The organism is Ruegeria sp. HKCCA5839 (genome assembly GCF_013035585.1).
Taxonomy (GTDB): Bacteria; Pseudomonadota; Alphaproteobacteria; order Rhodobacterales; family Rhodobacteraceae; genus Ruegeria.
The window spans coordinates 99,646-123,624 of the sequence record NZ_WQIE01000005.1; the positions used below are offsets into that span (position 1 = coordinate 99,646).

24 protein-coding genes are annotated in these 23,979 nt (G+C 59.2%); 8 read left to right on the forward strand and 16 right to left on the reverse strand.

The features are described from left to right. Positions 1–28 precede the first annotated feature (28 nt). Positions 29–361 (forward strand): DUF1992 domain-containing protein, encoded by a 333-nt coding sequence (locus GOV38_RS14475; RefSeq protein ID WP_171209533.1) that lies wholly within the window; start codon positions 29–31, stop codon positions 359–361. On the opposite strand, the gene GOV38_RS14480 is transcribed toward GOV38_RS14475, so the two are convergent. Next, complete coding sequence (locus GOV38_RS14480; protein WP_171209532.1) at positions 362–1,144, reverse strand: crotonase/enoyl-CoA hydratase family protein; 783 nt, start codon at positions 1,142–1,144, stop codon at positions 362–364. A 64-nt stretch (positions 1,145–1,208) separates the two neighbouring features. Beyond that, complete coding sequence (locus tag GOV38_RS14485) at positions 1,209–2,279, reverse strand: SMP-30/gluconolactonase/LRE family protein (RefSeq protein WP_171209531.1); 1,071 nt, start codon at positions 2,277–2,279, stop codon at positions 1,209–1,211. Between the two features lie 94 nt (positions 2,280–2,373). Between GOV38_RS14485 and GOV38_RS14490 the strand changes: the two genes are divergently transcribed. Then, positions 2,374–3,483 carry a pyridoxal phosphate-dependent aminotransferase gene (locus GOV38_RS14490; RefSeq protein WP_171209626.1) on the forward strand — a complete coding sequence of 370 codons (1,110 nt, stop codon included), beginning with the start codon at positions 2,374–2,376 and terminating at the stop codon, positions 3,481–3,483. An 82-nt stretch (positions 3,484–3,565) separates the two neighbouring features. On the opposite strand, the gene GOV38_RS14495 is transcribed toward GOV38_RS14490, so the two are convergent. From GOV38_RS14495 to GOV38_RS14520, 6 genes are all read right to left on the reverse strand, one after another. After that, on the reverse strand, positions 3,566–4,756 hold the full coding sequence (locus GOV38_RS14495) for an alanine--glyoxylate aminotransferase family protein (protein WP_171209530.1): 1,191 nt from the start codon (positions 4,754–4,756) through the stop codon (positions 3,566–3,568). A gap of 50 nt (positions 4,757–4,806) precedes the next feature. Beyond that, positions 4,807–5,439, reverse strand: coding sequence for a bifunctional 4-hydroxy-2-oxoglutarate aldolase/2-dehydro-3-deoxy-phosphogluconate aldolase (locus GOV38_RS14500; RefSeq protein ID WP_171209529.1), 633 nt, complete (start codon positions 5,437–5,439; stop codon positions 4,807–4,809). Positions 5,440–5,443: 4 nt separating this feature from the next. Further along, complete coding sequence (gene edd, locus GOV38_RS14505) at positions 5,444–7,249, reverse strand: phosphogluconate dehydratase (RefSeq protein WP_174838812.1); 1,806 nt, start codon at positions 7,247–7,249, stop codon at positions 5,444–5,446. A 2-nt stretch (positions 7,250–7,251) separates the two neighbouring features. After that, complete coding sequence (gene zwf / locus GOV38_RS14510) at positions 7,252–8,697, reverse strand: glucose-6-phosphate dehydrogenase (RefSeq protein ID WP_171209528.1); 1,446 nt, start codon at positions 8,695–8,697, stop codon at positions 7,252–7,254. A 164-nt stretch (positions 8,698–8,861) separates the two neighbouring features. Next, complete coding sequence (ptsP, locus tag GOV38_RS14515; RefSeq protein WP_171209527.1) at positions 8,862–11,105, reverse strand: phosphoenolpyruvate--protein phosphotransferase; 2,244 nt, start codon at positions 11,103–11,105, stop codon at positions 8,862–8,864. A gap of 46 nt (positions 11,106–11,151) precedes the next feature. Continuing rightward, positions 11,152–12,390, reverse strand: a complete 1,239-nt coding sequence (locus GOV38_RS14520) for an aspartate kinase (RefSeq protein ID WP_171209526.1) — start codon at positions 12,388–12,390, stop codon at positions 11,152–11,154. A 156-nt stretch (positions 12,391–12,546) separates the two neighbouring features. Here GOV38_RS14520 and GOV38_RS14525 point away from each other — a divergent pair, with 156 nt between their 5' ends. Then, entirely contained in the window at positions 12,547–12,903 is a 357-nt protein-coding gene (locus tag GOV38_RS14525; RefSeq protein WP_171209525.1) for a hypothetical protein, read from the forward strand. Here the strand turns inward: GOV38_RS14525 and GOV38_RS14530 are convergent. The 4 genes from GOV38_RS14530 to GOV38_RS14545 form a co-directional block, all read right to left on the reverse strand. Continuing rightward, positions 12,897–13,535 (reverse strand): SDR family NAD(P)-dependent oxidoreductase, encoded by a 639-nt coding sequence (locus tag GOV38_RS14530; protein WP_171209524.1) that lies wholly within the window; start codon positions 13,533–13,535, stop codon positions 12,897–12,899. The genes GOV38_RS14525 and GOV38_RS14530 overlap by 7 nt on opposite strands. 3 nt (positions 13,536–13,538) lie before the next feature. Further along, complete coding sequence (locus GOV38_RS14535; RefSeq protein WP_171209523.1) at positions 13,539–13,994, reverse strand: DUF1178 family protein; 456 nt, start codon at positions 13,992–13,994, stop codon at positions 13,539–13,541. A gap of 199 nt (positions 13,995–14,193) precedes the next feature. After that, the gene (locus tag GOV38_RS14540; protein WP_171209522.1) at positions 14,194–14,943 is read right to left on the reverse strand and encodes an EcsC family protein; all 750 of its coding nucleotides are present in this window, start codon (positions 14,941–14,943) and stop codon (positions 14,194–14,196) included. A 53-nt stretch (positions 14,944–14,996) separates the two neighbouring features. Next, positions 14,997–15,491: a GNAT family N-acetyltransferase gene (locus GOV38_RS14545; protein ID WP_171209521.1), complete on the reverse strand. Its 495-nt coding sequence runs from the start codon at positions 15,489–15,491 to the stop codon at positions 14,997–14,999. Positions 15,492–15,563: 72 nt separating this feature from the next. On the opposite strand from GOV38_RS14545, the gene GOV38_RS14550 reads away from it, so the two are divergent. Continuing rightward, a complete protein-coding gene (locus GOV38_RS14550; protein ID WP_171209520.1) occupies positions 15,564–16,169 on the forward strand; it encodes a flavin reductase family protein in 606 nt (201 codons plus the stop codon). A 133-nt stretch (positions 16,170–16,302) separates the two neighbouring features. Here GOV38_RS14550 and GOV38_RS14555 read toward each other — a convergent pair whose 3' ends face one another. Next, on the reverse strand, positions 16,303–17,937 hold the full coding sequence (locus GOV38_RS14555) for a SulP family inorganic anion transporter (RefSeq protein ID WP_171209519.1): 1,635 nt from the start codon (positions 17,935–17,937) through the stop codon (positions 16,303–16,305). A gap of 211 nt (positions 17,938–18,148) precedes the next feature. Between GOV38_RS14555 and GOV38_RS14560 the strand changes: the two genes are divergently transcribed. Further along, positions 18,149–19,021 carry an S-methyl-5'-thioadenosine phosphorylase gene (locus GOV38_RS14560; RefSeq protein WP_171209518.1) on the forward strand — a complete coding sequence of 291 codons (873 nt, stop codon included), beginning with the start codon at positions 18,149–18,151 and terminating at the stop codon, positions 19,019–19,021. Between the two features lie 10 nt (positions 19,022–19,031). On the opposite strand, the gene GOV38_RS14565 is transcribed toward GOV38_RS14560, so the two are convergent. Then, positions 19,032–19,898: an alpha/beta hydrolase gene (locus GOV38_RS14565; RefSeq protein WP_171209517.1), complete on the reverse strand. Its 867-nt coding sequence runs from the start codon at positions 19,896–19,898 to the stop codon at positions 19,032–19,034. 272 nt (positions 19,899–20,170) lie between these two features. On the opposite strand from GOV38_RS14565, the gene GOV38_RS14570 reads away from it, so the two are divergent. Beyond that, positions 20,171–20,800: a LysE family translocator gene (locus tag GOV38_RS14570; RefSeq protein WP_171209516.1), complete on the forward strand. Its 630-nt coding sequence runs from the start codon at positions 20,171–20,173 to the stop codon at positions 20,798–20,800. 6 nt (positions 20,801–20,806) lie between these two features. Here GOV38_RS14570 and GOV38_RS14575 read toward each other — a convergent pair whose 3' ends face one another. Then, complete coding sequence (locus GOV38_RS14575) at positions 20,807–20,980, reverse strand: hypothetical protein (RefSeq protein ID WP_171100329.1); 174 nt, start codon at positions 20,978–20,980, stop codon at positions 20,807–20,809. Positions 20,981–21,300: 320 nt separating this feature from the next. Here GOV38_RS14575 and GOV38_RS14580 point away from each other — a divergent pair, with 320 nt between their 5' ends. Both GOV38_RS14580 and GOV38_RS14585 read left to right on the forward strand, forming a co-directional pair. Continuing rightward, on the forward strand, positions 21,301–21,840 hold the full coding sequence (locus tag GOV38_RS14580) for an adenine phosphoribosyltransferase (protein ID WP_171209515.1): 540 nt from the start codon (positions 21,301–21,303) through the stop codon (positions 21,838–21,840). Between the two features lie 169 nt (positions 21,841–22,009). Beyond that, complete coding sequence (locus GOV38_RS14585) at positions 22,010–22,492, forward strand: fasciclin domain-containing protein (protein ID WP_171100333.1); 483 nt, start codon at positions 22,010–22,012, stop codon at positions 22,490–22,492. A 36-nt stretch (positions 22,493–22,528) separates the two neighbouring features. On the opposite strand, the gene GOV38_RS14590 is transcribed toward GOV38_RS14585, so the two are convergent. Further along, on the reverse strand, positions 22,529–23,941 hold the full coding sequence (locus GOV38_RS14590) for an FAD-binding oxidoreductase (protein WP_171209514.1): 1,413 nt from the start codon (positions 23,939–23,941) through the stop codon (positions 22,529–22,531). Positions 23,942–23,979 lie beyond the last annotated feature (38 nt).

Here is a 23,979-nt window from a genome sequence, read left to right on the forward strand (position 1 = left end):
CGGCCTCTGTCAGTGCTATGGTCTGAGCATGTTCGGAGCGCTTGGAAAACTGGTCGAACGCCAGATCAAAAAGGCCGAAGCCGAGGGCCAGTTACGGGGTCTTGAAGGCGAAGGCGCGCCGCTGCCGAACCGGTCTGCCAAGGCGCAAAGCGATCCCGCTATTGCGGCGGGCCACAGGATAATGGCGCAAGCCGGTGTGCTGCCCGAAGAGTTTGATATCAAGAAGAAACTGGATGAGGCGCGCAAGTCCTATGCTGCTCTGACTGATGCTCAGGACCGGAAAGCAGCTATGGCAGAGATCGCAGACCTCGAGATGCGATACAACATGGCGCGCGACGCGCGCCGGGCCTTTCTGCGGTGATCATTTGAACCCGGGCTTTCTGCCCTGCATCTGCGCCATGACAACCTCCATCTGATCGGGCTTGCCGATCAAGTCCACCTGTTCCGAAGATTCGGCCAGCAGCACTTCGGACCGCGGGGCCTGTTCAGCCAGATCTATCAGGCGTTTTGCGGCGCGAATGGCAGACGGGCTTTGACCTGCGATATCCTCGGCCAGCGCCAGCGCTTCGGTCACTGGATCATCGGACAGTTTGGTCACAAGCCCCCACTCTGCAGCCTGCGGAGCGCCGATCGGGCGCGCGGTGTAGGTCAGCAGGCGCAGCACGTCCGAACGGACAAGCTGCGGTAGCAAGACCATGCCGCCCATATCCGGGATGATCCCCCATTTCATCTCCATCACCGCAAGTTTGGTATCGGGATGAGCGATGCGGATATCCGCGCCCAGCGCGATCTGAAGGCCGCCACCATAAGCTACGCCTTGCAGGGCGCAGATCACCGGAACCGGGACACGCCGCCAGATCAGGGCAAGCTCTTGCATTTCATTGGCGTCGTCGTGGCTGCGGGTCATCAGCCATTCGGTTGGATCTGTCTGCGCCAACGCGGCAAAGCTGGCCATGTCGAGGCCCGCGCAGAAGCTCTTGCCCTCGCCCGACAGAACCACGGCCCGCGCGTCGGACGCTGCGACCTCTTGCCCAGCAGACAGGATGGCCTTGACCATCGCGTCATCCAGCGCGTTCATTTTGTCACCGCGAGTCAGCGTGACATGAGCGATGTGATTTTTGTATTCGACGGATACACGCGCCATTCGGGCCTCCCACTGCAATTGATGCGGATCATGCCAGCCCGGGCCGGGCAGTTCCACTACGACGTCAGGGCATATCCGCCACGGGCATGCGCCCGAACCACGGGGAATCGAGCGTCATAACAAAAAGCTGGTCCCCGATCACCTGACCGCTGGTGGTGATCCCAAGCTGCCCCTCCGGGTCCTGCAACGTGCGCAGAATGGTCCCGTCTCCGTCAAACTGAACCAACATGCCGCGATGGATTGGCCCCGGTCGCACCATGGGGCCCAAACGCCAGAGCACTTTGCGCAGGAACGGATAGGGCATCAACACTTCCGACGGGACGCGCGGGCTGGCAAACGCCATCCAATAGGTGCCGTCGCCTTGGGCTTTGATATTGTCGGGATAGCCGGGAAGATTGTCCAACAGCACCTCTTGCATACCGGCCTTTGGGCCGCTCAGCCACAGCTTATGCACCTTGGCCCGGCCCGTTTCGGCAATCAGCAGGAAGTCTTCGTCCGGCGACAGAGCTACGCCGTTGGTATAGACGAAGCCCTCGGCAATTTTCTCGACCTCACCATCAGGTGAGTAGCGCGCGACATATCCGGTTGGGGACTGCTCCCAAATGGTCAAAACAGACGTGGGTTTTGTTCCACCCATGGTTTGCGGATTGAACCTGTCTGACGAGTTCGAAAAGTAAACCGTGCCATCCTGCGCAACGTCCAGATTGTTGGCATAGATCACCGGGGCCCCGTCGATCTCGGACACAAGGGTTTCCAAAGTCCCCGGCCCCGTCCAGCGCATCAGCCCGCGATAGCTGTCAGCGATGTAAAGCGCGCCATCGGGCCCTGCGCGCAGCCCCAAGGGCCGTCCGCCCAGATCCTCAACCTCAACCGGGTCCGCGCCGTCGATACGATAAAGCTTTCCCGACAGGCTGGTCGTATAGATCGCACCATCCCGCAATACAGCCAGGTCTTCGGGGCCGATCTCACCATCGGGCAATTGGATCAGCTCGACCTTGTCCAACGCTGCGTTTTCGGCGAATTCGCCGGTAAAGCCCTGATCTTCGGGGAAAGAATACGCCACCGGGTCAACGGGAACTGGCCAGAACAGTAGATAGACCAAGCCGATCAAGACCAACCCGAGCAGATACCGCATGACACCTCACAACCCCTGTTTCAGGGCAGTCTGCGAGGGAACGCGCTATGGTGCAACACTTGCCCGCACCGCACCCTTGCGATTATCTGCGCCCATGACTGATCCGCGCTATACCCCGCTTGCACAATCCCTACCCGCAACCGTGCCTTTTGTGGGCCCCGAAACCCAGGAGCGGCGACGCGGCGCCCCTTTTGTGGCACGGATTGGTGCAAATGAGAGCGTCTTTGGCCCCTCGCCCCGTGCCATTACGGCGATGCAAGAAGCTGCAAGTGAGATCTGGATGTATGGGGATCCAGAAAATTTCGAGCTGCGCCATGCGTTAGCGACCCATCACGGTGTGGAGCCCGAAAATATCGTTGTGGGCGAAGGCATTGATGGGCTGTTGGGCTATCTCGTGCGGTTGCTGGTGGGTCCGGGCGACGCGGTGGTGACCTCGGACGGGGCTTATCCCACCTTCAATTATCATGTGGCCGGGTTTGGTGGGGTTTTGCACAAGGTTCCTTATAACCGAGACCACGAAGACCCGGCGGCCTTGTTCGCCAAAGCGTCGGAGGTGGACGCCAAGCTGGTCTATCTGGCCAACCCGGACAATCCGATGGGCACATGGCAGTCCGGGGCGGATATTGTGGCGGCGTTGGATGGATTGCCCGAAAGTTGCCTGCTGGTTCTGGATGAGGCTTATGTGGAATGCGCGCCCGAAGGTACGGCTGCACCGGTGACCGCAGATGACCCGCGCGTAGTCCGGATGCGAACCTTTTCCAAGGTCTATGGCATGGCGGGTGCGCGCGTGGGCTATGCCATCGGAGCGCCAGGTTTGATTTCGTCGTTCAACAAAGTGCGCAATCACTTTGGGATGAACCGGGCCGCGCAAGCGGGCGCGCTGGCCGCGTTGCACGATGCTAGCTGGCTGGCGCAGGTTCAGAGGCAGATTTCAGAGGCGCGAGAGCGTGTCGGACAGATCGCGCGCGCCAACGGGTTGACGCCTTTGCCCTCGGCCACGAATTTTGTGGCCATCGATTGCGGGCGGGATGGGGTGTTTGCCAAGGCAGTGCTTGAGGCTCTGATCGATCAGGGCATCTTTGTGCGGATGCCGTTTGTGGCCCCGCAAAACCGATGCATCCGGGTGAGCTGTGGCGGCGCAGAGGAAATGGCGGCGTTTGAGGCGGCTTTGCCCAAGGCATTGGCCAAGGCCCAAGGACGTTAGAGGGGGGCTGTCTGCCCCCCATCGCGCCGCCGCGCGATTCCCCCCGAAGGTATTTTTGAACAGAAGAAGAGGTGGCGTGGCGTCAGGCGGCCAATGTGGCGGCGGCGGCCTCGAGCGCGCCTGAGCCTCGTGGGATATCCAGCGCAGCCATGGCGGTTTCGACGCTGCCCAACAGAGCCATGATCATCTGCGCATTCACATGCCCCATATGGCCGAGGCGGAAACAACCGTCCCAATCTTCCATCCCCAATCCGATACCCAGCGTCAAGCCAAGTTGGTTTTCGGTGTAGTTACGCAGCGGGGTACCGCGACCCTCGGTCAGGCGCAGCGCGGTGACCGCATGACTGCGATAAGCGGGATCGGTGACATTAAGGTGAAAAGCCCCGCCTTGGGCCCAAACCTCACACGCAGCCCAGATGGCTTGGGCCAGACGTTGGTGGCGAGCCCAGACCGTCTCAATCCCTTCGGCATGGATCAGGTCAAGTGCAGCGCGCAGGCCGTAGAGGTGATGGGTGGGCGCGGTGCCGTTGAAGTACTGGTAGAACAATTCGGGGTTGGCGCGGGGCTCCCAATCCCAGTATCGCGAGACCCTTGGCATTGCGGCGCGTTTGGCCTGAGCTTTGTCATTGAAAAACACAAAACCGGTGCCCGCCGGGGTCATCAGCCCCTTTTGGCAGGCGGTGACGGCGATATCCACGCCCCAGGCGTCCATTTCGAAGCGGTCACAGCCCATCGAGGCGATGCAATCAGCCATCAGCAACGCCGGGTGATTCAGATCATCCAGCAGAGCGCGCAAGGCAGGGATGTCGTTGCGGATCGAAGTGGATGTATCGACGTGGACCGCAAGCACAGCCTTGATTTCATGTGCCGTGTCGGCGTGTAGCGTCTCGGCAATGCGATCCAGATCCCAAGCAGAGGAGGCACCAAAATCGATCAGCTCCGCCTTGGCGCCAAGCCCTTCGGCCATTTCGGCCCAGCCATGGGTGAACCGACCCGAGGCCGGTGCCAGCACCGTTTCGCCCGGGGCGATGACGTTGGACAGGGCAGCTTCCCACGTGCCGTGGCCGTTTGAGATGTAGATGGCGACGTTATGGTCGGTACGAGCCACCCGGCACAGATCCCGGGTCAGCGCCGGCATCATCTCGATCAGCGCGCCATCATAGATATTGGGCGACGGGCGGTGCATGGCTTGCAACACCGCGTCAGGCATCACTGAAGGGCCGGGAATGGCCAGATACTCGCGCCCCTGCGCGAGGGAGAGCTGGTTTGTCATGAGGGTAACCTGTTTGAATCGGGCCTACCCTAGCGTCTTGCCCTGTGGCGTCAATCCATCAGCTTGGCGGCATCACGCGCAAGGGATTCGATCCCCGACCAGTCGCCGTCCTGTACCATCTGTTTGGGGGCGACCCAGCTGCCGCCCGCGCAGATCACGTTAGACAAAGAAAGGTAGTTTTTTGCGTTTGACGGCGACACGCCACCGGTGGGGCAAAAGGTGATCTGCGGCAGCGGTGCGCCGATTGCCTTCAAGGCAGGCGCACCGCCAGAGGCTTCGGCAGGGAAGAATTTCAGCATGTCATAGCCCTTTTCCAAAAGGGCCATCGCTTCGCTGGCGGTGGCAGCGCCCGGTAGGAGGGGCAAGCCTTCGGCCTCGCAGGCTGCGATCAGCGCATCCGTCGCGCCAGGTGAAACACCGAATTGCGCACCGGCCTCTTTGGCGGCGCGTACATCTTCGGGTGTGACCAGCGTGCCTGCGCCGACGACCCCGCCCGGGACGTCGGCCATGGCGCGAATGGCGTCCAGCGCAGCGGGGGTACGCAAGGTCACCTCGAGCGCGGGCAGCCCGCCTGCGACCAAGGCTTCGGCCAAGGGACGTGCCTGGGCAGCGTCTTCGACCACCAAAACAGGTACGATCGGGGCCAGCGCGCAGATTTCGCGGGTACGTTGGGTTTTGGACATGGGTTTAAACTCCGAAAATACTGGCGCCGGTGTCAGCAGAACCGACATTCTGGCGGAACGCGTCAAACAGGTCGCGGCCAACACCGTGTTGGTTTTTGGTCAGGTCTGCGGTTGCTGGGTTACGGTCCAGAACGCCTCGGGTGAGGATTTCCAATTCTCCTTTTACGGCATCGACGCGCAAAAGATCACCATCTTGCAGATAGGCGATTGCGCCGCCGTCCAGCGCCTCGGGGCAGACATGAATGGCAGCAGGCACCTTGCCAGATGCGCCCGACATACGACCATCCGTGACCAGCGCCACTTTCTGACCGCGTCCTTGCAGGATCGAAAGCAAGGGTGTCAGCGAGTGCAATTCGGGCATCCCATTGGCCTTTGGGCCCTGAAAGCGAACCACCACAATGACGTCATCGGTAAACTCACCCGCTTTGAACGCCGCCTTTACCTCGTCCTGATCATGGAAGACCCGCACGGGGGCCTCGACAATCTGGTGTTCGGGGGCGACGGCAGAAACTTTCATGACACCTGTGCCCAGATTGCCGGTCAGGCGTGACAGACCGCCGGTGGGTTGGAACGGGTCATTGGCGGGGCGCACGATCTTGTCGTTCAGGCTGTGGCCTGCGCCGTCTTCCCAGACCAACTCGCCGTCTTTCAGCTTGGGCTCTTTGGTATAGTTGTGCAGCCCCTGCCCTGCCACGGTCAGCGTGTCGGGATGCAGCAGGCCTTCGTCCAGCAACGTCCCGATAGCAAAGCCCAAGCCGCCTGCTGCGTGGAAATGGTTCACATCGGCCAGACCGTTGGGATAAACCCGCGCGACCAAAGGCACTACGGCGGAGATGTCCGAGAAATCCTGCCAATCCAGAACGATGCCACCGGCGCGTGCCATGGCGATCAGGTGAATCAGCAGGTTGGTCGAACCACCCGTGGCCATCAGGCCAACGATGCCGTTCACAAAGGCGCGTTCGTCCAGGATCTGGCACACCGGTGTATAATGATTGCCCAGCGCGCTGAGCGACAGGGCGCGACGGGCGCCTTCTTCGGTCAGCGCGTCACGCAGGGGAGTGTTCGGGTTGATAAAGCTGGACCCCGGCAGATGCAGGCCCATGAACTCCATCAACATCTGGTTGGTGTTGGCGGTACCGTAAAAAGTGCAGGTTCCGGGGCCGTGATAGGCGGCCATTTCGGCCTTCATCAGCGCATCACGCCCTACTTCTCCGGCGGCAAATTGCTGACGGACTTTGGCCTTTTCGTCATTCGGCAGGCCGCTGGTCATGGGACCAGCTGGCAGGAAGACTGCAGGCAAATGGCCGAAAGCCTGCGCCCCAATGATCAGGCCAGGCACGATCTTGTCACAGACGCCCAGGAATACAGCCGCGTCGTAGGTGTTGTGGCTCAGCGCCACACCGGTCGCCAGTGCGATCACATCACGGGAAAACAGCGACAGTTCCATCCCCGCTTCGCCCTGCGTGACCCCGTCACACATGGCCGGAACACCGCCTGCCACCTGAGCCGTACCACCCGCGGTGCGGATCGCTTGGCGGATCAGTTCGGGATATCGTTCGAATGGCTGATGGGCGGACAGCATATCGTTATAGGCGGTGACAATACCCAGGTTTCCGGCCGTGCCAGTCGCCATGGATTGCTGGTCTTCGCCAGCGCCCGCATAGGCATGCGCCTGCCCCGAGCATGACAAATGCCCCCGCGCCGGACCTTTGGATTTGGCCTGCTCCATCCGTTCCAGATGCGGGCCGCGCAGGTCAGCGCTGCGGTCGATGATACGTTTGGTGACGTCGGAAATAACTGTATTGACCATGATTACCCTCCGATCTGGCGCCAACGGCGGCCATCGCGATGCATCAGCATCAAAGCGTCTTCCGGGCCGGAACTGCCCTGATCATACAAAGATGGTCGGTCGCCGCGGTCTTCCCACCCTTCGACGATAGGATCCACCCAGGCCCAAGCCGCCTCGGCCTCATCCCCGCGCATGAACAACGTCTGGTCGCCACGGATGACATCCATCACCAGGCGCTCATAGGCGTCGGGCGCACTGGCATCTTCGCCCAGCGCATCGGCAAAGCTCATGTCCAGCGACACATCCGACAGGCGGAACCCACCGGGGCCCGGATCCTTGATCGTGGTGCGCAGCGTGATGCCTTCATCCGGTTGCAGCCGGATCACCAGGACGTTTCCGCGTAGCGGGCCAACATTAGGAAAGATCGTATGCGGCGGGTCGCGAAAGAAAACCGCGATCTCGGATTCCCGCGCCCGCAGGCGTTTTCCGGTGCGCAAATAGAACGGTACACCCGCCCAGCGCCAATTTCCCAGATGCACCTTGAGTGCGATGTAACTTTCCGTCCGGCTATCGGCATTACCCACGTGATCGGTATAGCCATCGCCACCCTTGTCCGCGCGGTACTGACCCCGGGCGATGTCAGCGGGCGCAACCGGCTCCAACGCCTCAATCACCTTGACCTTTTCGTCACGCACCGCGTTGGGTGAAAACTTCGACGGTGGCTCCATCGCTGTCAGGCACAGAAGCTGGACCAAGTGGTTCTGAATCATGTCGCGCATCGCGCCGGACTGATCGTAATAGGCCCCGCGACCGTCAACACCAACCGTTTCGGCCACGGTAATCTGAACATGGTCGACATGAGTTGAATTCCAGAGCGGCTCGAACAAAGAGTTCGCAAAGCGCAGCGCCATCAGGTTTTGCACCGTTTCTTTGCCCAGGTAATGGTCGATCCGATAAATCTGATGCTCTTCAAAGCAGGCGCGCAGACCTTCATTCAAGGCTTTGGCCGAGGCCAGATCATGACCAAAGGGCTTTTCAACGACGATACGACTGTCCGGCGACGCCATCTTGTGGTCCGACAGGCGCTGCGCGATACCGGGAAACAGGCTCGGGCCAACCGAAAGGTAAAAGGCCCGCACGACATCAGGTCGCAGCGCCGCGCTCAACTCCGACCAGCCGGACTCGCCCAAGGCATCCACCGGGATGTATTCGACGTGCTGCAAGAACTGATCCAACACGTCCTGCTTGAAACCCGGTGCAAATTCTTTCATCGACGCCAGAATCTGAGCGCGAAACTGCTCGGTATCCATTGAGGACCGTGCGGTCGCAATTATGCGTGCGTCGTCAGGCATCTGCTCGACTTCGAAACGGTGATAAAGCCCTGGCAAGATCTTGCGCTGCGCCAAGTCACCAGTTGCACCGAACAACACCAGATCGAACGGCTGGACGGGAATTACCCTTGAAACCATATCAGGCCCCTTTTCGCGCGGGATGGCCGCTTGCGACCCCGGCGGTCTCGTCGCTATTATTTCGCGACACTGTTAACGCTAACATTCATTGTCTGAATAGTTTTTCCGATGACAAAAATCAAGCAGCGAAATCTGTATCTCGAGGCAATTTTTTATCGAAAACCCTAATTCTGGCTCCGCAACCATTCCATTACTGCGGGTCGAACCGATTGTTCTCCGCGATGGCGTGCATCTGCGATGATCTTGCGCACGTCTTGCAGGTTTGACCGTAGCAGCAGGCTTTTGACGGGGCCGATCGACGCAGGACGCATCGACAGGCTGCGCATCCCCATCGCCGTCAGGCACAACGCTTCGATAGGTCGCCCGGCATCTTCCCCGCAGAAGCTGAGAGGTGTGTCAGAGATACTACACCGTTCGACAATGCGTTCGATAAAGCTGAGGAAACTGACATTCAGCGTGTCATAGCGGCGGCGCACCAGTTCGTTTTCGCGGTCTGCCGCGAAAAAGAACTGTTTCAAGTCGTTGCCACCGATGGAAATGAAATCGACCTCATCAAAGAATTTCTGCGGCGCAAATCCCAGCGAAGGCGTTTCAAGCATCGCCCCAACCTTGAGCGTTTCGGGAAGCACATGGCCCAGGCGCTGCTCTCGTTCAACGGTTTTGTTGACCTCGCTCCGCGCCTCGCGGAATTCATCCGCCTGAGCCACAAACGGGAACATGATGGTCAGCGGACGCCCGTTTGCAGCGCGCAAGAGCGCCTGCAATTGCATCCGCATGACACCGCGCTTGTCGAGGCCCACCCGAATGGCTCGCCAACCCAGTGCCGGGTTCGGTTCGTCAATATGCTTCATATAAGGCAGGACCTTATCCGAGCCGATATCCAGCGTGCGAAAGACCACAGGTTTATCGCCGGCGGCATCCAGAACACGCTTGTATTGCGCCACAAGTTCGGACCGTTTGGGCATCTGGTTACGCACCAGAAACTGCAATTCGGTGCGAAACAGGCCCACCCCTTCGGCACCGGAATTGGCCAAGGATGGCAAGTCAGCCAACAGGCCCGCATTCATGGTGAGCGTGATACGCTGATTGTCCTGCGTCACCGTTTTGGTTTCGCGGATCGAGGCATAGCGTTCTTGCGCCTTGGCCTGCATGGCGATCTTGTCGCGGAAGGCCGACACCACCGTATCTTCGGGCCGCAAATGTACGATGCCCTGATCACCATCAACCAGGATATGATCCCCGTTCAGCGCTTCGGTTGTGATCCGACCAACGTGAACGACCAAAGGAATCGCCAATGCGCGGGCAACGATTGTCGCATGGCTTCCGACCGAGCCCTCCTCGAGCACGATACCTTTCAGCGACCGGCCGTATTCCAGCAAATCACCGGGGCCGATATTGCGCGCGATCAAGATCGGGTCGGGCGGCAAGTCAGCGCCGTTATTCGCGCCCTGCCCGGTCAGAATACGCAGCAATCGGTTGCTGAGATCATCCAGGTCAGCAAGCCGTTCCCGCAAATAAGGGTCGGTGACCTGCCCCATGCGGCTCCTGGCCTGCGTCTGTTCTTTCTCAACCGCAGCCTCGGCGCTTAACCCGCTGGCGATATCTTCTTCCATGCGCCGCATCCAGCCTTTGGAATTGGCAAACATGCGATAGGCTTCCAAAACCTGAAGCTGCTCTTTGTCACCTCCTTGCGAGATTTCGAGCATCTTGTCGACGCCAACACGCAGCTCTTCTACCGCTTCGATCAAGCGTTCGCGTTCGCGCTTTGGATCTTCGGCAATCGGGTTGGTGACGACAACACGAGGTTCGTGCAGCCAGACATGACCCTCGGCAGATCCTTCCTGCGCGGGACCGCCGGTCAATTGTATCGATTGCTGGTGCAACGGGGACAGGGCCGCGCCTTCACCAACAAAAGCACCAAGCTCGGCCATTTCGGCCAGCACCATCGCCACGACTTCCAAGGCATAAATCTCGTCAGCGGAAAACTCACGTGCCTCGCGGGTCTGCACGACCAGAACGCCAAGCTTCTGACCCAAGCGCTGTACGGGAACCCCAAGGAAGGACGAATAGCGTTCCTCACCCGTCTCGGGCATGAACCGGAAACCCTTGGCCGAAGGCGCGTCAGCCTCGTTCACCACCTTACCGGATTTGGCCACGCGGCCCACAAGACCCTCGCCCAAACGCATGCGCGTTTTGTGAACCGCCTCGGAGGACAGACCTTGGGTTGCGCAAAGCTCAAGCGTATCTTCATCGCGGAACAGATAGATCGAGCAAACCTCGACCCTCATGCTGTCCGCGATCAACCGCGTGATCCGATCCAGACGTTCCTGACCGGCGGCCTCGCTTGCCATTTCCTCGCGCAGCCGCCCCAGCAGCTTGCGAGATTCCGTTTCGCTACCGTCCACCATTGCCCAACCAACTTACGGTGTCAGACGAAACCCTTGGCTGAAACGCTCAGGCCGCCTTGTCCAATTCAAACGCATCATGCAGCGCTTGAACCGCAAGTTCCATGTATTTCCTGTCAACCAGAACGGAAATTTTGATTTCAGAGGTGGTGATGACCTTGATGTTGATCCCCTCATCCGAGAGAACCTTGAACATTTTTGCAGCCACACCGGATTGCGAACGCATGCCGATACCCACGACCGAGACCTTGCAGACATCTTCGTCTGCAACCAATTCAGCATAGTTCAACTCACCCGCGTCCTTGATCGCCGTCAGGGCCTTTTCTGCGCGGGCAACCTGATCTGTCGGGCACGAGAAGGTCATATCCGTACGCCCTTCATCCGAGATGTTCTGCACGATCATGTCCACATTCACACCCTCATCACTGAGCGCGGTAAAGATGATCGAGGCGATGCCGGGTCGGTCAGCCACCGACACAACCGTCATCTTCGCCTCATCGCGGGAATAGGCCACACCGGCCACTACATTGGATTCCATAATATCCTCCTCGTCGCAGACCAGCGTGCCGGCATTGTCGGATTGTTCTTCGAAACTGGACAGCACCCGCAGGCGCACCTTGTAGCGCATCGCCAGCTCGACCGAGCGGGTTTGCAGCACCTTCGCCCCCAGCGAGGCCAGTTCAAGCATCTCTTCAAACGCGATCTTGTCCAGTTTGCGCGCTTTTTCACAGATGCGCGGGTCGGTGGTATAGACACCATCCACATCCGTGTAGATGTCGCAGCGTTCCGCATCAAAGGCGGCGGCAAAGGCCACGGCGGTTGTGTCCGAGCCACCCCGCCCCAGCGTTGTGATCCGGCCCTCGGGGCTGATCCCCTGGAACCCGGCCACAACGGCCACGCGCATCCCTTCACCAAACTTTTGGTTCAGGTTGGCGGTGGGGATCTCTTCGATGCGGGCGGCCGAGTGGCTGCCATTGGTCAGCAGCGGCACCTGCCAGCCTTGCCAACTGCGCGCAGGTACGTCCATTTCCTGTAAGGTCAGCGCCATCAGACCAGCCGTCACGTTTTCGCCTGAAGAGACAACCGCATCATATTCGCGCGCATCAAACAGCGGGGAGGTTTCATTCACCCAGCCGACCAGCTCGTTTGTCTTGCCCGACATGGCCGAGACGATGACGATCACGTCATAGCCCTTTGCAACCTCGACCCCAACGCGCTTGGCCGCGCGGCGGATTCGGTCAAGGTTGGCCACCGAGGTGCCACCAAATTTCATCACGAGTACGGGCATGGGGCTGAAGTCTCCGCGCCTTGGGATTCAAATCCCGTGCGTCTTATGCGAGGGGGGCCGTAAGGGCAAGAGGCCCCGCACTGCAACGCGGGGCCGCTTTACATTATGCAGGCGTGATGTCAGCCTAAGAGGCACACTCGTTTCAAGAGGTTATTCATGCTCCGCTTTGCTATCGCTTTTACACTTATGTCTTCCGCTGCCACCGCTCAGGTAGCGACCCTATCTGGTACTGATGGCCAGAACTCTTTGGGCACAGTGCCTTGCGCGGTAAATGCCGGTGACCCGCTGAAAAGCTGCAACGCGGAACTACGGCGTCGCGACGATGGCACCGCGACGCTGGCCGTCGGTCTGGGCAATGGCGAAGTGCGCAACATCTATTTCACCAATGGCGTTCCCGATTCCAGCAGTTCAACTTCAAGGCTCAGCTATGAAACACGCGGCGACATCTTGGTGATCTTCATCGAGCCCGGAGAGGTTTACGAACTGCCCAAGGCAGCGCTGTCCACTCAGTAGGCGTGTGGTTGCCCGTCGTAGGTTTCGAAACACCCAGTATTGGCCAGTGACAACGCATCGAACCGTTCGGTCAGGCCCTGAACTGCGTGGTCCACATGAATGTCGGCAGCGGCCCCACCCATATCCGTCTGAACCCAGCCGGGGTGGTAGATCCCGACAGCAATTCCATCGGATTTCAGATCAGCGGCCAGATTACGCCCAAGATTGAGTGCAGCGGCCTTTGAGGCACGATAAATATAGCTGCCCCCGGGCGCACGCGTATGTGACGCCATCTGCGACGAGATGATTGCGATCTTGCCCCGCGCAGCCCGCAGATTCGGCAACAAAGCCTGAATTGTCAGAAACACACCTGTCACATTGGTTGCAAAGCTTTCGGCCCACATCTCGGACGGATAGCCGTCAATACCTTGCCCTTTGTCCAAATAGACACCGGCGTTGCAGATCAGCAGATCAACCGGCTGTCCCTGCAATTGCACTGCCATATCCGCATGATGCGCCGGATCAGCGACATCCAACCGAACCTGCCCGCTTTTGTCGCGAGCGGTTCCAGTCACATTGCACCCTTGGTCTCGATAGCAATCCGCCAGAGCTTTGCCAATTCCACGATTGGCCCCCGTAATCACGATATGCATAGGCTAGTTGGTCTTTCGGCTGGGTACGAAGGGCAACGGCGCGACCGGTACGCCATCTTCGATCAGGGCACGCGCTTCTTCGGGTTTCGCTTCACCATAGATCGCGCGATCCGGGGCGTCACCCAGATGGATTTTGCGCGCCTCGCTCGCGAAGTCCTTGCCAACGTAATCCGAGTTTTCTTCGACCTTGCGGCGCAACTCCGACAGGACTTCTTCGACCTCTGGTGTCGCCGAAGTCATCTGAACCTGCTCAGGGGCCGATTTGCCTTTTGCATTGGCCGAGCTTGCGCGCCGCGCCGGGCGGACCCGCGGGGTCATGACCGCCTTTTCCACATGAGAAGACCCGCAGACACTGCAGGCAATCATCCCCGACGAAGCCAGCTTGTCATAGGCTTCGGCCGATTGAAACCAGCTGTCAAAGCTGTGACCTTCAGAGCATTTCAACGCGTATTGTATCATGGTCCGTCCAGATTAGCAGGATGACGAATAGATACCGAGCAAACCGTTAAGATCAAGTCATTCCTGTGGTAAATTGCTGTCTTGCAGACGAAACCCGCGTAAAAGTGAAGCGCTGAGCCAAAAGCTGGGCTAACGCCACGGACTTAAGCGTTCTGGGCGCAAGACGAAAAGTTTCGATCGCTTGCGGCGTATGACAAGTTTAGCGCAGCATCCGGTTCGAAAGTCGGGATACCAATTCGTCGTGCGGGATATCCGCATCGACAGCCAGCCTACGCAGGCCGAAATGCACGCGGGCTACCTGCTGATAATAGCGTGTGTAGACATAGTTCGTACCGCCACCCGCCAGGGCGCCCAGTACAGGCACTGATTGCGCAGCCAGTTTCTGCCCCAGCACCACGGACAGTTTAGGCGCAACCGCCGCGATCAGCCGCTGCATGGTCGGGCCACTCAAAGTCAGGCGTGCAGAAAAGAATCCCGCATCTGCACCGTCATCATGTGCCAAAGGCCCCGCAGCTGACAGAACCCGGATACAGTCAAATTTCACCCCCTGTTCTGAGGGATCAAATCCTTCGCGCGCCGCCGCGCCCTGGATCGAGCGCAACAGCATTGCCGTGGTTGCAGGAAGCTCCATCAACGAGGTCGAAACCCCGCCAAACCCACCAGCGGCGCCCATGGCCGTCGTGACGGCAGTATTGACCCAAGGCGTCTGATCCGGCACCGCCCGGCGCGAGCTTTCGGCTGCATGCATCGCAATCCAAAGCGCAGATTCGGTTGCCCCATTCAGGCCCGCCTGAACCGGTTCGGGCAATTGCGACAACAGAGATTCAGCGGAGCCGCCCAGCCTATTCAGTAGTTTGACACCTGCCCCACCGGCAGATTGATAGCATGCCGCCAACCGATCCAATTCTGCCTCGGCATCGATCTCGTGCACCAGCACCACGTTTTGCATCCGGACCCTCCTGTACAGAAGATGTCGGGATTGTGATCAAGGATTTCAATAGGTCAGCGGGTCCAGCGGGTGACCGCGCCGCGCAATCCGGTCCACCCGCCCGGCACAAGTTCGGCCCCCAAGACGCGGTCCGGGTTGGTCGGCGGAGGCATCTCAACACCGCGCAGTTTCGAAAAGCCGAACCGCTGGTAATAGGGCGCATCACCCACCAGCATGACGCGCTGCCAGCCCTGCCCGCGACCGGCCTCCAACCCGTGATGGATCAGATAACCGCCCAAGCCCTCGCCCTGATGGGTCGGGTGAACGGCCACCGGCCCCAACAGCAAAGCATCCTTGCCATGCACATGAACCGGCCAAAAGCGGATCGCACCCGCCAAAATGCCCTGCCCGTCCCGCGCCACCAGTGACAGCCCGGACACAGGCGGCACATCATCGCGCAGACGATAGGACGAAAGCGCCTCGCGCCCCGGTGCAAAACACAGGTCATAAAGCGCCTCGACCTCCCACCAATCCTCCGGCTCTTCCGGCCTGATTTCGAACTGCTGCACGCTGGCCCTCTTTTCCTTGCTGGCAATCGCCCTAGCACTTCGGTACGCCTTGGGCAAACGCTAGGAGACACCATGTTCTATCGCCCCGAAGACGGCCACGGCCTGCCGCACAATCCGTTCAACGCCATCATCACGCCGCGGCCCATCGGCTGGATTTCGACACGGGATGCGAATGGGATCAACAACCTGGCGCCGTATTCTTTCTTCAACGGTGTCGCCTATACCCCGCCGCAGGTGATGTTCGCCACCACCAGCGGCAAGCATGATCAAGAGAACGGAAAGGACAGCGTTTCCAATATCGAAGCCACCGGAGTTTTCTGCGTCAACATCGTGGCCTATGCGCATCGGGATGCGATGAATGCAAGTTCGGCCGGGCTGGACAAGCATGTAGACGAGTTCGAACACGCCGGGATAGCAACCGCCGGATGCGAAACCATCAACTGCGCGCGGGTCGCTGATGCGCCAGCGGCACTTGAATGTAAACTGACGCAAATCGTGACGCTACCCGGCGAAGCCAACCGGGTGGTGTTCGGCGAGGTGACAGGTGTTCACCTGCAAGACGATCATATCAAAGAGGGCAAGTTCGACGTGACCTCATTCAAACCGCTGGCGCGGCTAGGATACCGTGATTATTCGGTGGTCACCGATTTGTTCAGCCTGTCCCGCCCGGATGATTGATCCGGCCAGGGGCTCTGCCCCAGCCGCGCTGCGCGCGCCTCCCCCGGGATATTTTCAGCCAGATGAAGCAGGTGATCCATTATTCATCTGGCCCCAAATATCCCGGAGCGCGCGGCAGAGCCTCGCAAATGGGTTAATGACCACCAAGAATGCCGGTTCGTACTGAATAATCCACGACCAGGCCATAATCCGGGTCATCATCGCTGTCGACCATCAGATGCCCCGCCTTGTTCAGCAGCCTGTGGCAATCCCGGCTCAGGTGGCGCAGCATAAGGCGTTTGCCCGCAGCCTCGTATTTTGCAGCGACATTTTCGATCGCCTGCAGCGCCGATTGGTCGACCACACGGCTGTCAGCAAAATCCACAATGACCGTCTCGGGATCATTGGCGATATCGAAGATCTCGACAAACCCGTCTGAGGAACCAAAGAACAGCGGGCCCTGAATCTCATAGACCTTCGCGCCCTCTTCCGTCAGTGAATCGCGCGTGACCGCGTGGATGCGTTTGGCGTTGTTCCACGCATAGGCCAGCGCCGAGACGATCACGCCCACAACAACCGCAACCGCCAAGTCTTCCATCACGGTGACGACCGTGACCAGGATGATCACAAACGCGTCCATCAGCGGAACCTTGAGCAGGATCTTGAACGAGTTCCACGCGAAAGTGCCGATCACCACCATGAACATCACGCCCACAAGCGCGGCCAGCGGGATTTGCTCGATCAAGGGGGAGCCTACGAGGATGAACAACAGCAGGAACAGCGCCGCCGCGATTCCCGCGATCCGCGTGCGGCCTCCGGATTTGACGTTGATCATCGACTGGCCGATCATCGCACAGCCACCCATACCGCCAAAGAAACCAGTCACAACATTCGCCGCGCCCTGCGCGATACATTCCTGCGAGGCACCGCCGCGTTTGCCGGTGATCTCGCCCACAAGGTTCAGGGTCAGCAGCGATTCAATCAGCCCAATGGCGGCCAGAATGACGGCGTAGGGCAGGATGATCTCGAAGGTTTCCCAGGTCAGCGGCACCATCGGAATATGGAAGGCGGGCAAGCCACCCTCGATTGAGGCCAGATCGCCCACGCGCGGCACATCCAGACCCATGCCGATCACGATCGCCGCCACGACAACTATTCCGGCCAAGGGTGCGGGAATGATCCGTGTGACGCGTGGCATCACCCAGATGACCGCCATGGTCAGCGCTACGAGCCCCAGCATTGTATATAGCTGCATCCCGGCCAGCCATTCTCCGCCGCCGACTCCGTGGCCGGTGTTCTCCATCGTGCCGGGCACCTTGAACTGGCCAAGCTGCGCCAAGAAAATCACGATGGCCAGACCGTTCACAAAACCCAGCATCACAGGGTGAGGAACCAGTCGGATAAAGCGGCCCCAATGCATCGCCCCTGCTATCACCTGCAAAATGCCCATCAAGACTACTGTCGCGAACAGGTATTCCACGCCATGCTCTGCGACCAATGCCACCATGACCACAGCCAAAGCCCCGGTTGCGCCCGAGATCATGCCCGGCCGTCCACCAATCAGCGCCGTGATCAGGCCCACGAGGAACGCCGCATAGAGCCCCACCAAAGGATGCACCCCGGCCACAAAGGCAAAAGCCACCGCCTCGGGCACCAGCGCCAAAGCCACGGTCAGACCCGACAAAAGCTCGATCCGCAGGCGCGACGGGGTCAGACCTTCGTCCGGGGCCCAGCGCAGATCGGGTATGGCAACATGTTTGGCAAAGCTTGCCAGTATGGCTCGGGGCATAGAACGGTCCTGTGGCTTGGGTCTTTTCGCGCGAAAGGGGCTTTCTAGCCGCAACTTTACACAAGAGCCACAGCGCCTGGTGGGATGCGGATATGCAAACGGTGCATAGCAGAGATCCCAAAACGCCTTCTTTTTGCACATCCGTGCCTCTTGCCAAACCACGTTGCAAGCCGCAAAAATTCAGAGAAATCAATCCGCATGGAGAAGATCATTGACCCAGACGAAAATCGCCGTCATCGGCGGATCCGGTATCTATGACATCGATGGGCTGGAGGGGGCTGAATGGGTCACCGTGGAAACCCCTTGGGGCGAACCGTCAGATCAGATCCTGACCGGAACGCTGGAAGGGGTCGGTATGGCCTTTCTGCCGCGCCATGGTCGGGGTCATGTACACTCGCCCACCGATGTTCCTTATCGCGCCAATATTGACGCGTTGAAACGGTTGGGTGTGACGGATGTTATCTCGGTCTCGGCCTGCGGGTCGTTCCGTGAACAGATGGCGCCAGGCGACTTTGTGATTGTCGATCAGTTCATCGACCGCACCTTTGCCCGCGAGAAAAGCTTTTTCGGCACGGGCTGCGTTGCCCATGTCAGTGTGGCCCACCCAACCTGCCCGCGCCTGTCTGATGCCTGCGAGACGGCGGGCAAAGCTGCAGGCATCACCATTCACCGTGGTGGCACCTATCTGGCGATGGAAGGGCCGCAGTTTTCCAGCCTGGCGGAATCCAAGATGTATCGCGAGCAATGGGGATGTGACGTGATCGGCATGACCAATATGCCCGAAGCCAAGCTCGCCCGCGAGGCCGAGCTATGCTACGCCTCGATCGCGATGGTAACGGATTACGACAGCTGGCATCCCGACCATGGCGAGGTCGACGTAACCACCATTGTGGCCACCCTGACCGGAAACGCCGAGAAAGGCCGGGCTTTGGTCAAAGGACTGCCAGCACTCTTAGGAGCTGACCGCGCGCCCTGCCCCCATGGCTGCGACCGCGCACTGGAATACGCCATCCTCACAGCGCCGGAAAAACGCGATCCTGCGCTCTTGGCCAAGTTGGATGCGGTTGCCGGGCGTATCCTGTGATCTTGCAGGTTCAGGGCGCCGTCAGGCGCGCCTGAACCTGATCCCACAGGCCAAAAGACCACAGATCGTTGTGATGGCCTTCAGGGGTCAGGAACAACTCGGCATTACCGTTCGACAAATCCGCCAAGGCTTTGCCATGATGGACCGGGACAGTTTCATCCAATTCGCCATGAAAGATCAGCGTTGGCACTGTGATGTCACCGATGATGTCGCGGGTTGCGAATTGGTCTTTCATCAGCAAAGAGACAGGCAGAAGCGGATAACGTTCGCCAGCTACATCAACAGTCGCAGTGAACGGTGCCTCAAGCACCAACAGCGCCGCGTCCGGCCGTTCCGCAGCCACAGCTGCGGCAACACCGGTACCAAGGCTTTGCCCATGCAAGACAATCGATGACGCTTGCGCGGCCAGCCGGTCATAAAGCTGCAAACCGTCGCTGATCAAGGCCGCCTCGGACGGCGCCCCCTCGCTGCCGGGAAAGCCGCGATAACTGGGGGCGAGGATGCCGTAGCCGGAGTTCAGGATTTCGTTCAGCCTGTCTGCGCGGTCGCCGAGGCTGCCGCTTTGACCGTGAAAGAAGAGAACCGTCGGCGCGCCCTCCAATACAGGCGGGGCTGACCAAACCGTCAGTTCTGTCCCGTCAGCCATGGCAATACGTTCGACTTGGACATCCGCGAGCCCGACCGAGGTGGGATCAGGCAAGTCTTCGCCCGCTTTGAACAGGATTTGCCGCTGGTTGAAATACATATACCCCAGAATGGTCGCGTATATCAGAACGAGCAGAACCAGAGCACTTCCCACCAGGCGTTTCACCCCGGCAATGCGATGGGCACGGTTTTGCTTGGTCGACGCCGTGCTCAAATTCTCAGCCTGTGCCATTTGACGCTCCGAATATTGATCTGCCCCTCAAGACTGGGGATTTCCGACGCGGTTTCAAGCCGAATGAGTACGGCTTAACGTGGTCTTCATGTTGCAACCATCTTGCAAACGAAAGACCGGAGCTGGTTGGAAGGGTCAGACCGACCTACGCCGGTGCGGTTTCTTTCAACACGATGTGTCGTTCGACCTGGCTTTGCTCGGAACGATACGTGAATAGCTTGACGGCTTATAGGTTTGCAGGCTTCCTGTCTCAAAATAGGACAGGATCCTCCATGAGTTTTGATCTTTGGTTGGCCTTTGTCGCCGCATCGACCGCCCTTTTGCTCATCCCCGGCCCGACTGTGCTGTTGGTGCTCAGCTATGCATTGTCCAAGGGGCGGAGTGTCGCCGTGGCTTCGGCAACGGGGGTGGCCGTCGGAGATCTCGTCGCCATGACCGCGTCTTTGTTAGGGTTGGGGGCGCTGGTTTTGGCGTCGGCCACATTGTTTTCGGTCTTGAAATGGGTCGGGGCCGCCTACCTGATCTGGCTGGGTATCAAGCTGTTGCGCAGCGCCCCATCGGGCGGGTTGACGACGGTGGAAACGGATCGAGACGTCTCAGCCCGCAGCGTGTTTGGGCACGCAGCGGCGGTGACAGCGCTGAACCCGAAATCCATTGCATTCTTCATTGCCTTTGCACCCCAATTCCTGCGCCCTGCTGATCCCTTGGGGCCTCAGTTCGCCATCCTGATCGCAACATTCGTCGGCTTGGCCTGGTTGAACGCCTTGGCCTATGCCTTGCTGGCTGACCGTCTACGCCGATTGATTGGACGTGAAAGTGTGATTACCGCGATGACACGGTTTGGCGGGTTGACCCTGATTGGAATGGGATTGGCCACGGCGGTACTGCGCCGCCCGGCCTGACGGTACTTAGCTGTCGGCGTTTTCTTTCATAAATCCGCGAATAAACCGACGGATTTCACGCGCCGCTGATGTGTCCAATTCTTTGCACAGCTCAACAAATGCGTCGCGTTCATCCTTGTCCAGTCGCAAGACCAACTGGCTGTTTTTCTTGGTGGACCCTTTGCCGTCTTTCTTCGCCACTAGCGCTGACCCCGTCTAAACTTGATTCTTTTCGCGATGCATTGTATATACGCAGCATAGAGTTTGTCGTTATCGGGCACCTAACAATAAAAACAGGACTGACGCAATGAATCTTCATGTGGCTCAAGCATTTCTTTTGAAAGATCAGCGCAATTGGCGCAAACCCCATCTGTCTTGGCTTCCTGCCAACCTATATCGCTATTACGGCCTGCCAAGCATCATGATCCGACGTCGCAAATAGGCCCGGCGCAAACTTTCCTTGCAAGACTTTCTGTGATGGGCCAAACACTTCTGCGTGCCTGATGCCAAGGGGGTGGCCCATGCCTAAGACAAAATCCGTAAAGGACTACGTTCGAACCATCGTCGATTTCCCACATGAGGGGATCATGTTCCGAGACGTGACGACGTTGTTTGCAGATCCGCGCGGGTTTCGCATGGCAATCGATCAGATGCTGCACCCCTACGCAGGAGAGCAGATCGACAAGGTTGTAGGCCTTGAGGCGCGGGGCTTTATCCTGGGCGGTGCCATTGCCCACCAGTTGAGCGTTGGTTTTGTTCCCATCCGCAAGAAAGGCAAGTTGCCGGGCACCACCATCAGCCAGGACTATAAGCTTGAATACGGTGAGGCGATTGTCGAGATTCACGACGATGCCATTCAACCTGGTGAAAAGATCCTTGTGGTCGACGATCTGCTGGCCACAGGGGGCACGGCCGCGGCCGGGATCAAGCTGATCGAACGGTTGGGTGGCGAGATTGTGTCTTGCGCCTTTGTCATCGACCTTCCCGAGCTGGGCGGTCGCAAAGTGCTGGAAGAGATGGGCATGGATGTCCACGTTTTGTGTGAATTCGAAGGCCTTTGAGTGGCTCACGATCACGTTTTTGTGATTGGAAAGAACAAACATCCTCGGCTTAGCGCGCGTCGCGCGCGCTTCAATAGCGACCGGCCAACAGTTTTGGTGATCTCTTCGTGACCCTGCCCCGTACCCTTGTCGATGCCACATTGGGCATTTTCAACAAGGGAAGTCCAAAATGTTTCGTAAACTCGCAGTCGCAAGCGCAGCCACCATTCTGCTCAGCACCACAGTCTTTGCTGGTAGCAACAAAAAAGACATCGTCGATACAGCGGTCAACGCTGGCACCTTCGAAACGCTGGTCGCAGCTGTTCAAGCCGCTGAATTGGTGGATACGCTGAAAGGCGAAGGCCCGTTCACCGTATTTGCGCCCACGGATGAGGCCTTTGCGGCTCTGCCCGAAGGCACTGTCGAAAACCTGCTCAAGCCCGAGAACAAGGATCAACTGGTCGCGATCCTGACCTATCACGTGGTCCCGGGCAAAGTGATGTCAGGTGATCTGTCGGACGACATGACAGCCGCAACTGTACAGGGCGGTGACATCACAATCGATCTGGACAGCGGTGTGATGATCAATGACGCCAACGTTGTTCAGGCGGATATCGAGGCGGATAACGGTGTGATCCACGTGATCGACAAAGTCATCCTGCCGGCCACCTGATCTGGCACCTGGTTGCGGTCCCAACCGGGACCGCGACTATTCCGACAGAACGGCGCCGGGGTTCATGATCCCCATAGGATCCAACGCAGCCTTGATCGCACGCATCGCCCGCAGTTTTACGGGATCGCCATAGCGCTGCAGATCACCGGTCTTCAGCCGACCCACACCGTGTTCGGCACTGACCGAGCCGTTGAAGCGGTGCACCAGATCATGCACGGCGCGCTTCACGTCACCACGGATTTCATCAAACTCGGCCTTGCTCCGCCCCTTTGGTGGGAACACATTATAGTGCAGATTACCGTCACCCAGATGTCCGAAACAGTTGATGCGGAAATCTCCCAACGCGGCGATTACCTTGGCCCCCTGCTGGATGAACGCAGGAATCTCTGAGATCGGAACCGAGATGTCGTGGCTCGAAACAGACCCGATCAAGCGGTTGGCCTCGGGGATATGTTCGCGCACCGACCACAGCTGATCCTGCTGCTCTTTGTTCTGCGCAATCACACCATCGCTGACCAACCCTTTGGCCTCGGCATTCTGAAAAAGCTCTGCGATCACATCTGAAGGGGACAATCCTTCTGGCAGCCCCAGTTCAAGTAACACGCTCCAGAGCGGGGCCGTCTGAAACGGCTGGCGCACATCCGGCAAAACCTCGGCCAGAAAGTCCAAACCCTGTTGGTGGATCAGTTCGAACGAGGTCACGCAATCGCCGACCCTGCCACGCACCAATGCCAAAAGATCTATCGCCGCAGCAGGAGACGCGACCTGCAGCATCGCCGTTCCAATGCCTGCGGGTTGCGGGAAAAGCTTCAGCGTCGCAGCGGTGATGATCCCCAGCGTCCCTTCCGCCCCGATCAACAGATTGCGCAGGTCATAGCCGGAATTGTCCTTGCGCAACCGACTCAGCCCATGCCAGATCTCGCCATTGGGCAACACCGCCTCCAGCCCCAGGCACAGATCGCGGGCATTGCCATAGCGCAGCACATTGACCCCACCCGCATTGGTCGCCAGATTGCCACCGATCCGGCACGAGCCTTGCGATGCCAGGGCCAGCGGGAACAACCGCTGCGCGTCTTCTGCCGCGCCCTGTACATCCGACAGAATGGCACCGGCCTCGGCAATCAGCACGTTTTCGTCGACGTAGACTGCCCGGATCGCCGCCATACGTTCCAGCGAAATCACAAGCGGTGCTGGCCCTTCCGGCATCACTTGCCCTCCAACCAGGCCGGTCCCACCGCCATAGGGTAGAACGGGCACGCGCGCCTCTGCTGCCACGCGAACAAGGGTTGATACCTCTTCAACGCTGCGCGGCAATGCCACGGCACCTGCATGGCCGGAAAACCGCCCACGCGGCTCGTCAAGATAGCGGGGTTCAACCGGGCGCAGCACATCGGGCAAAACCTGGCGCACCCGTGCGCAAAACGGCTCATCTACGGGGTTCAACAACATGCTGCCTCTTTGCCCAAGACACGGCTGTGCAGCAAGTC

Bases quoted from the DNA above. Each gene is read 5' to 3' on its own strand.
- GOV38_RS14475 (WP_171209533.1), top strand. From the start codon at position 29: ATGTTCGGAGCGCTTGGAAAACTGGTCGAACGCCAGATCAAAAAGGCC.
- GOV38_RS14480 (WP_171209532.1), bottom strand. From the start codon at position 1,144: ATGGCGCGTGTATCCGTCGAATACAAAAATCACATCGCTCATGTCACG.
- GOV38_RS14485 (WP_171209531.1), bottom strand. From the start codon at position 2,279: ATGCGGTATCTGCTCGGGTTGGTCTTGATCGGCTTGGTCTATCTACTG.
- GOV38_RS14490 (WP_171209626.1), top strand. From the start codon at position 2,374: ATGACTGATCCGCGCTATACCCCGCTTGCACAATCCCTACCCGCAACC.
- GOV38_RS14495 (WP_171209530.1), bottom strand. From the start codon at position 4,756: ATGACAAACCAGCTCTCCCTCGCGCAGGGGCGCGAGTATCTGGCCATT.
- GOV38_RS14500 (WP_171209529.1), bottom strand. From the start codon at position 5,439: ATGTCCAAAACCCAACGTACCCGCGAAATCTGCGCGCTGGCCCCGATC.
- edd (WP_174838812.1), bottom strand. From the start codon at position 7,249: ATGGTCAATACAGTTATTTCCGACGTCACCAAACGTATCATCGACCGC.
- zwf (WP_171209528.1), bottom strand. From the start codon at position 8,697: ATGGTTTCAAGGGTAATTCCCGTCCAGCCGTTCGATCTGGTGTTGTTC.
- ptsP (WP_171209527.1), bottom strand. From the start codon at position 11,105: ATGGTGGACGGTAGCGAAACGGAATCTCGCAAGCTGCTGGGGCGGCTG.
- GOV38_RS14520 (WP_171209526.1), bottom strand. From the start codon at position 12,390: ATGCCCGTACTCGTGATGAAATTTGGTGGCACCTCGGTGGCCAACCTT.
- GOV38_RS14525 (WP_171209525.1), top strand. From the start codon at position 12,547: ATGCTCCGCTTTGCTATCGCTTTTACACTTATGTCTTCCGCTGCCACC.
- GOV38_RS14530 (WP_171209524.1), bottom strand. From the start codon at position 13,535: ATGCATATCGTGATTACGGGGGCCAATCGTGGAATTGGCAAAGCTCTG.
- GOV38_RS14535 (WP_171209523.1), bottom strand. From the start codon at position 13,994: ATGATACAATACGCGTTGAAATGCTCTGAAGGTCACAGCTTTGACAGC.
- GOV38_RS14540 (WP_171209522.1), bottom strand. From the start codon at position 14,943: ATGCAAAACGTGGTGCTGGTGCACGAGATCGATGCCGAGGCAGAATTG.
- GOV38_RS14550 (WP_171209520.1), top strand. From the start codon at position 15,564: ATGTTCTATCGCCCCGAAGACGGCCACGGCCTGCCGCACAATCCGTTC.
- GOV38_RS14555 (WP_171209519.1), bottom strand. From the start codon at position 17,937: ATGCCCCGAGCCATACTGGCAAGCTTTGCCAAACATGTTGCCATACCC.
- GOV38_RS14565 (WP_171209517.1), bottom strand. From the start codon at position 19,898: ATGGCACAGGCTGAGAATTTGAGCACGGCGTCGACCAAGCAAAACCGT.
- GOV38_RS14570 (WP_171209516.1), top strand. From the start codon at position 20,171: ATGAGTTTTGATCTTTGGTTGGCCTTTGTCGCCGCATCGACCGCCCTT.
- GOV38_RS14580 (WP_171209515.1), top strand. From the start codon at position 21,301: ATGCCTAAGACAAAATCCGTAAAGGACTACGTTCGAACCATCGTCGAT.
- GOV38_RS14585 (WP_171100333.1), top strand. From the start codon at position 22,010: ATGTTTCGTAAACTCGCAGTCGCAAGCGCAGCCACCATTCTGCTCAGC.
- GOV38_RS14590 (WP_171209514.1), bottom strand. From the start codon at position 23,941: ATGTTGTTGAACCCCGTAGATGAGCCGTTTTGCGCACGGGTGCGCCAG.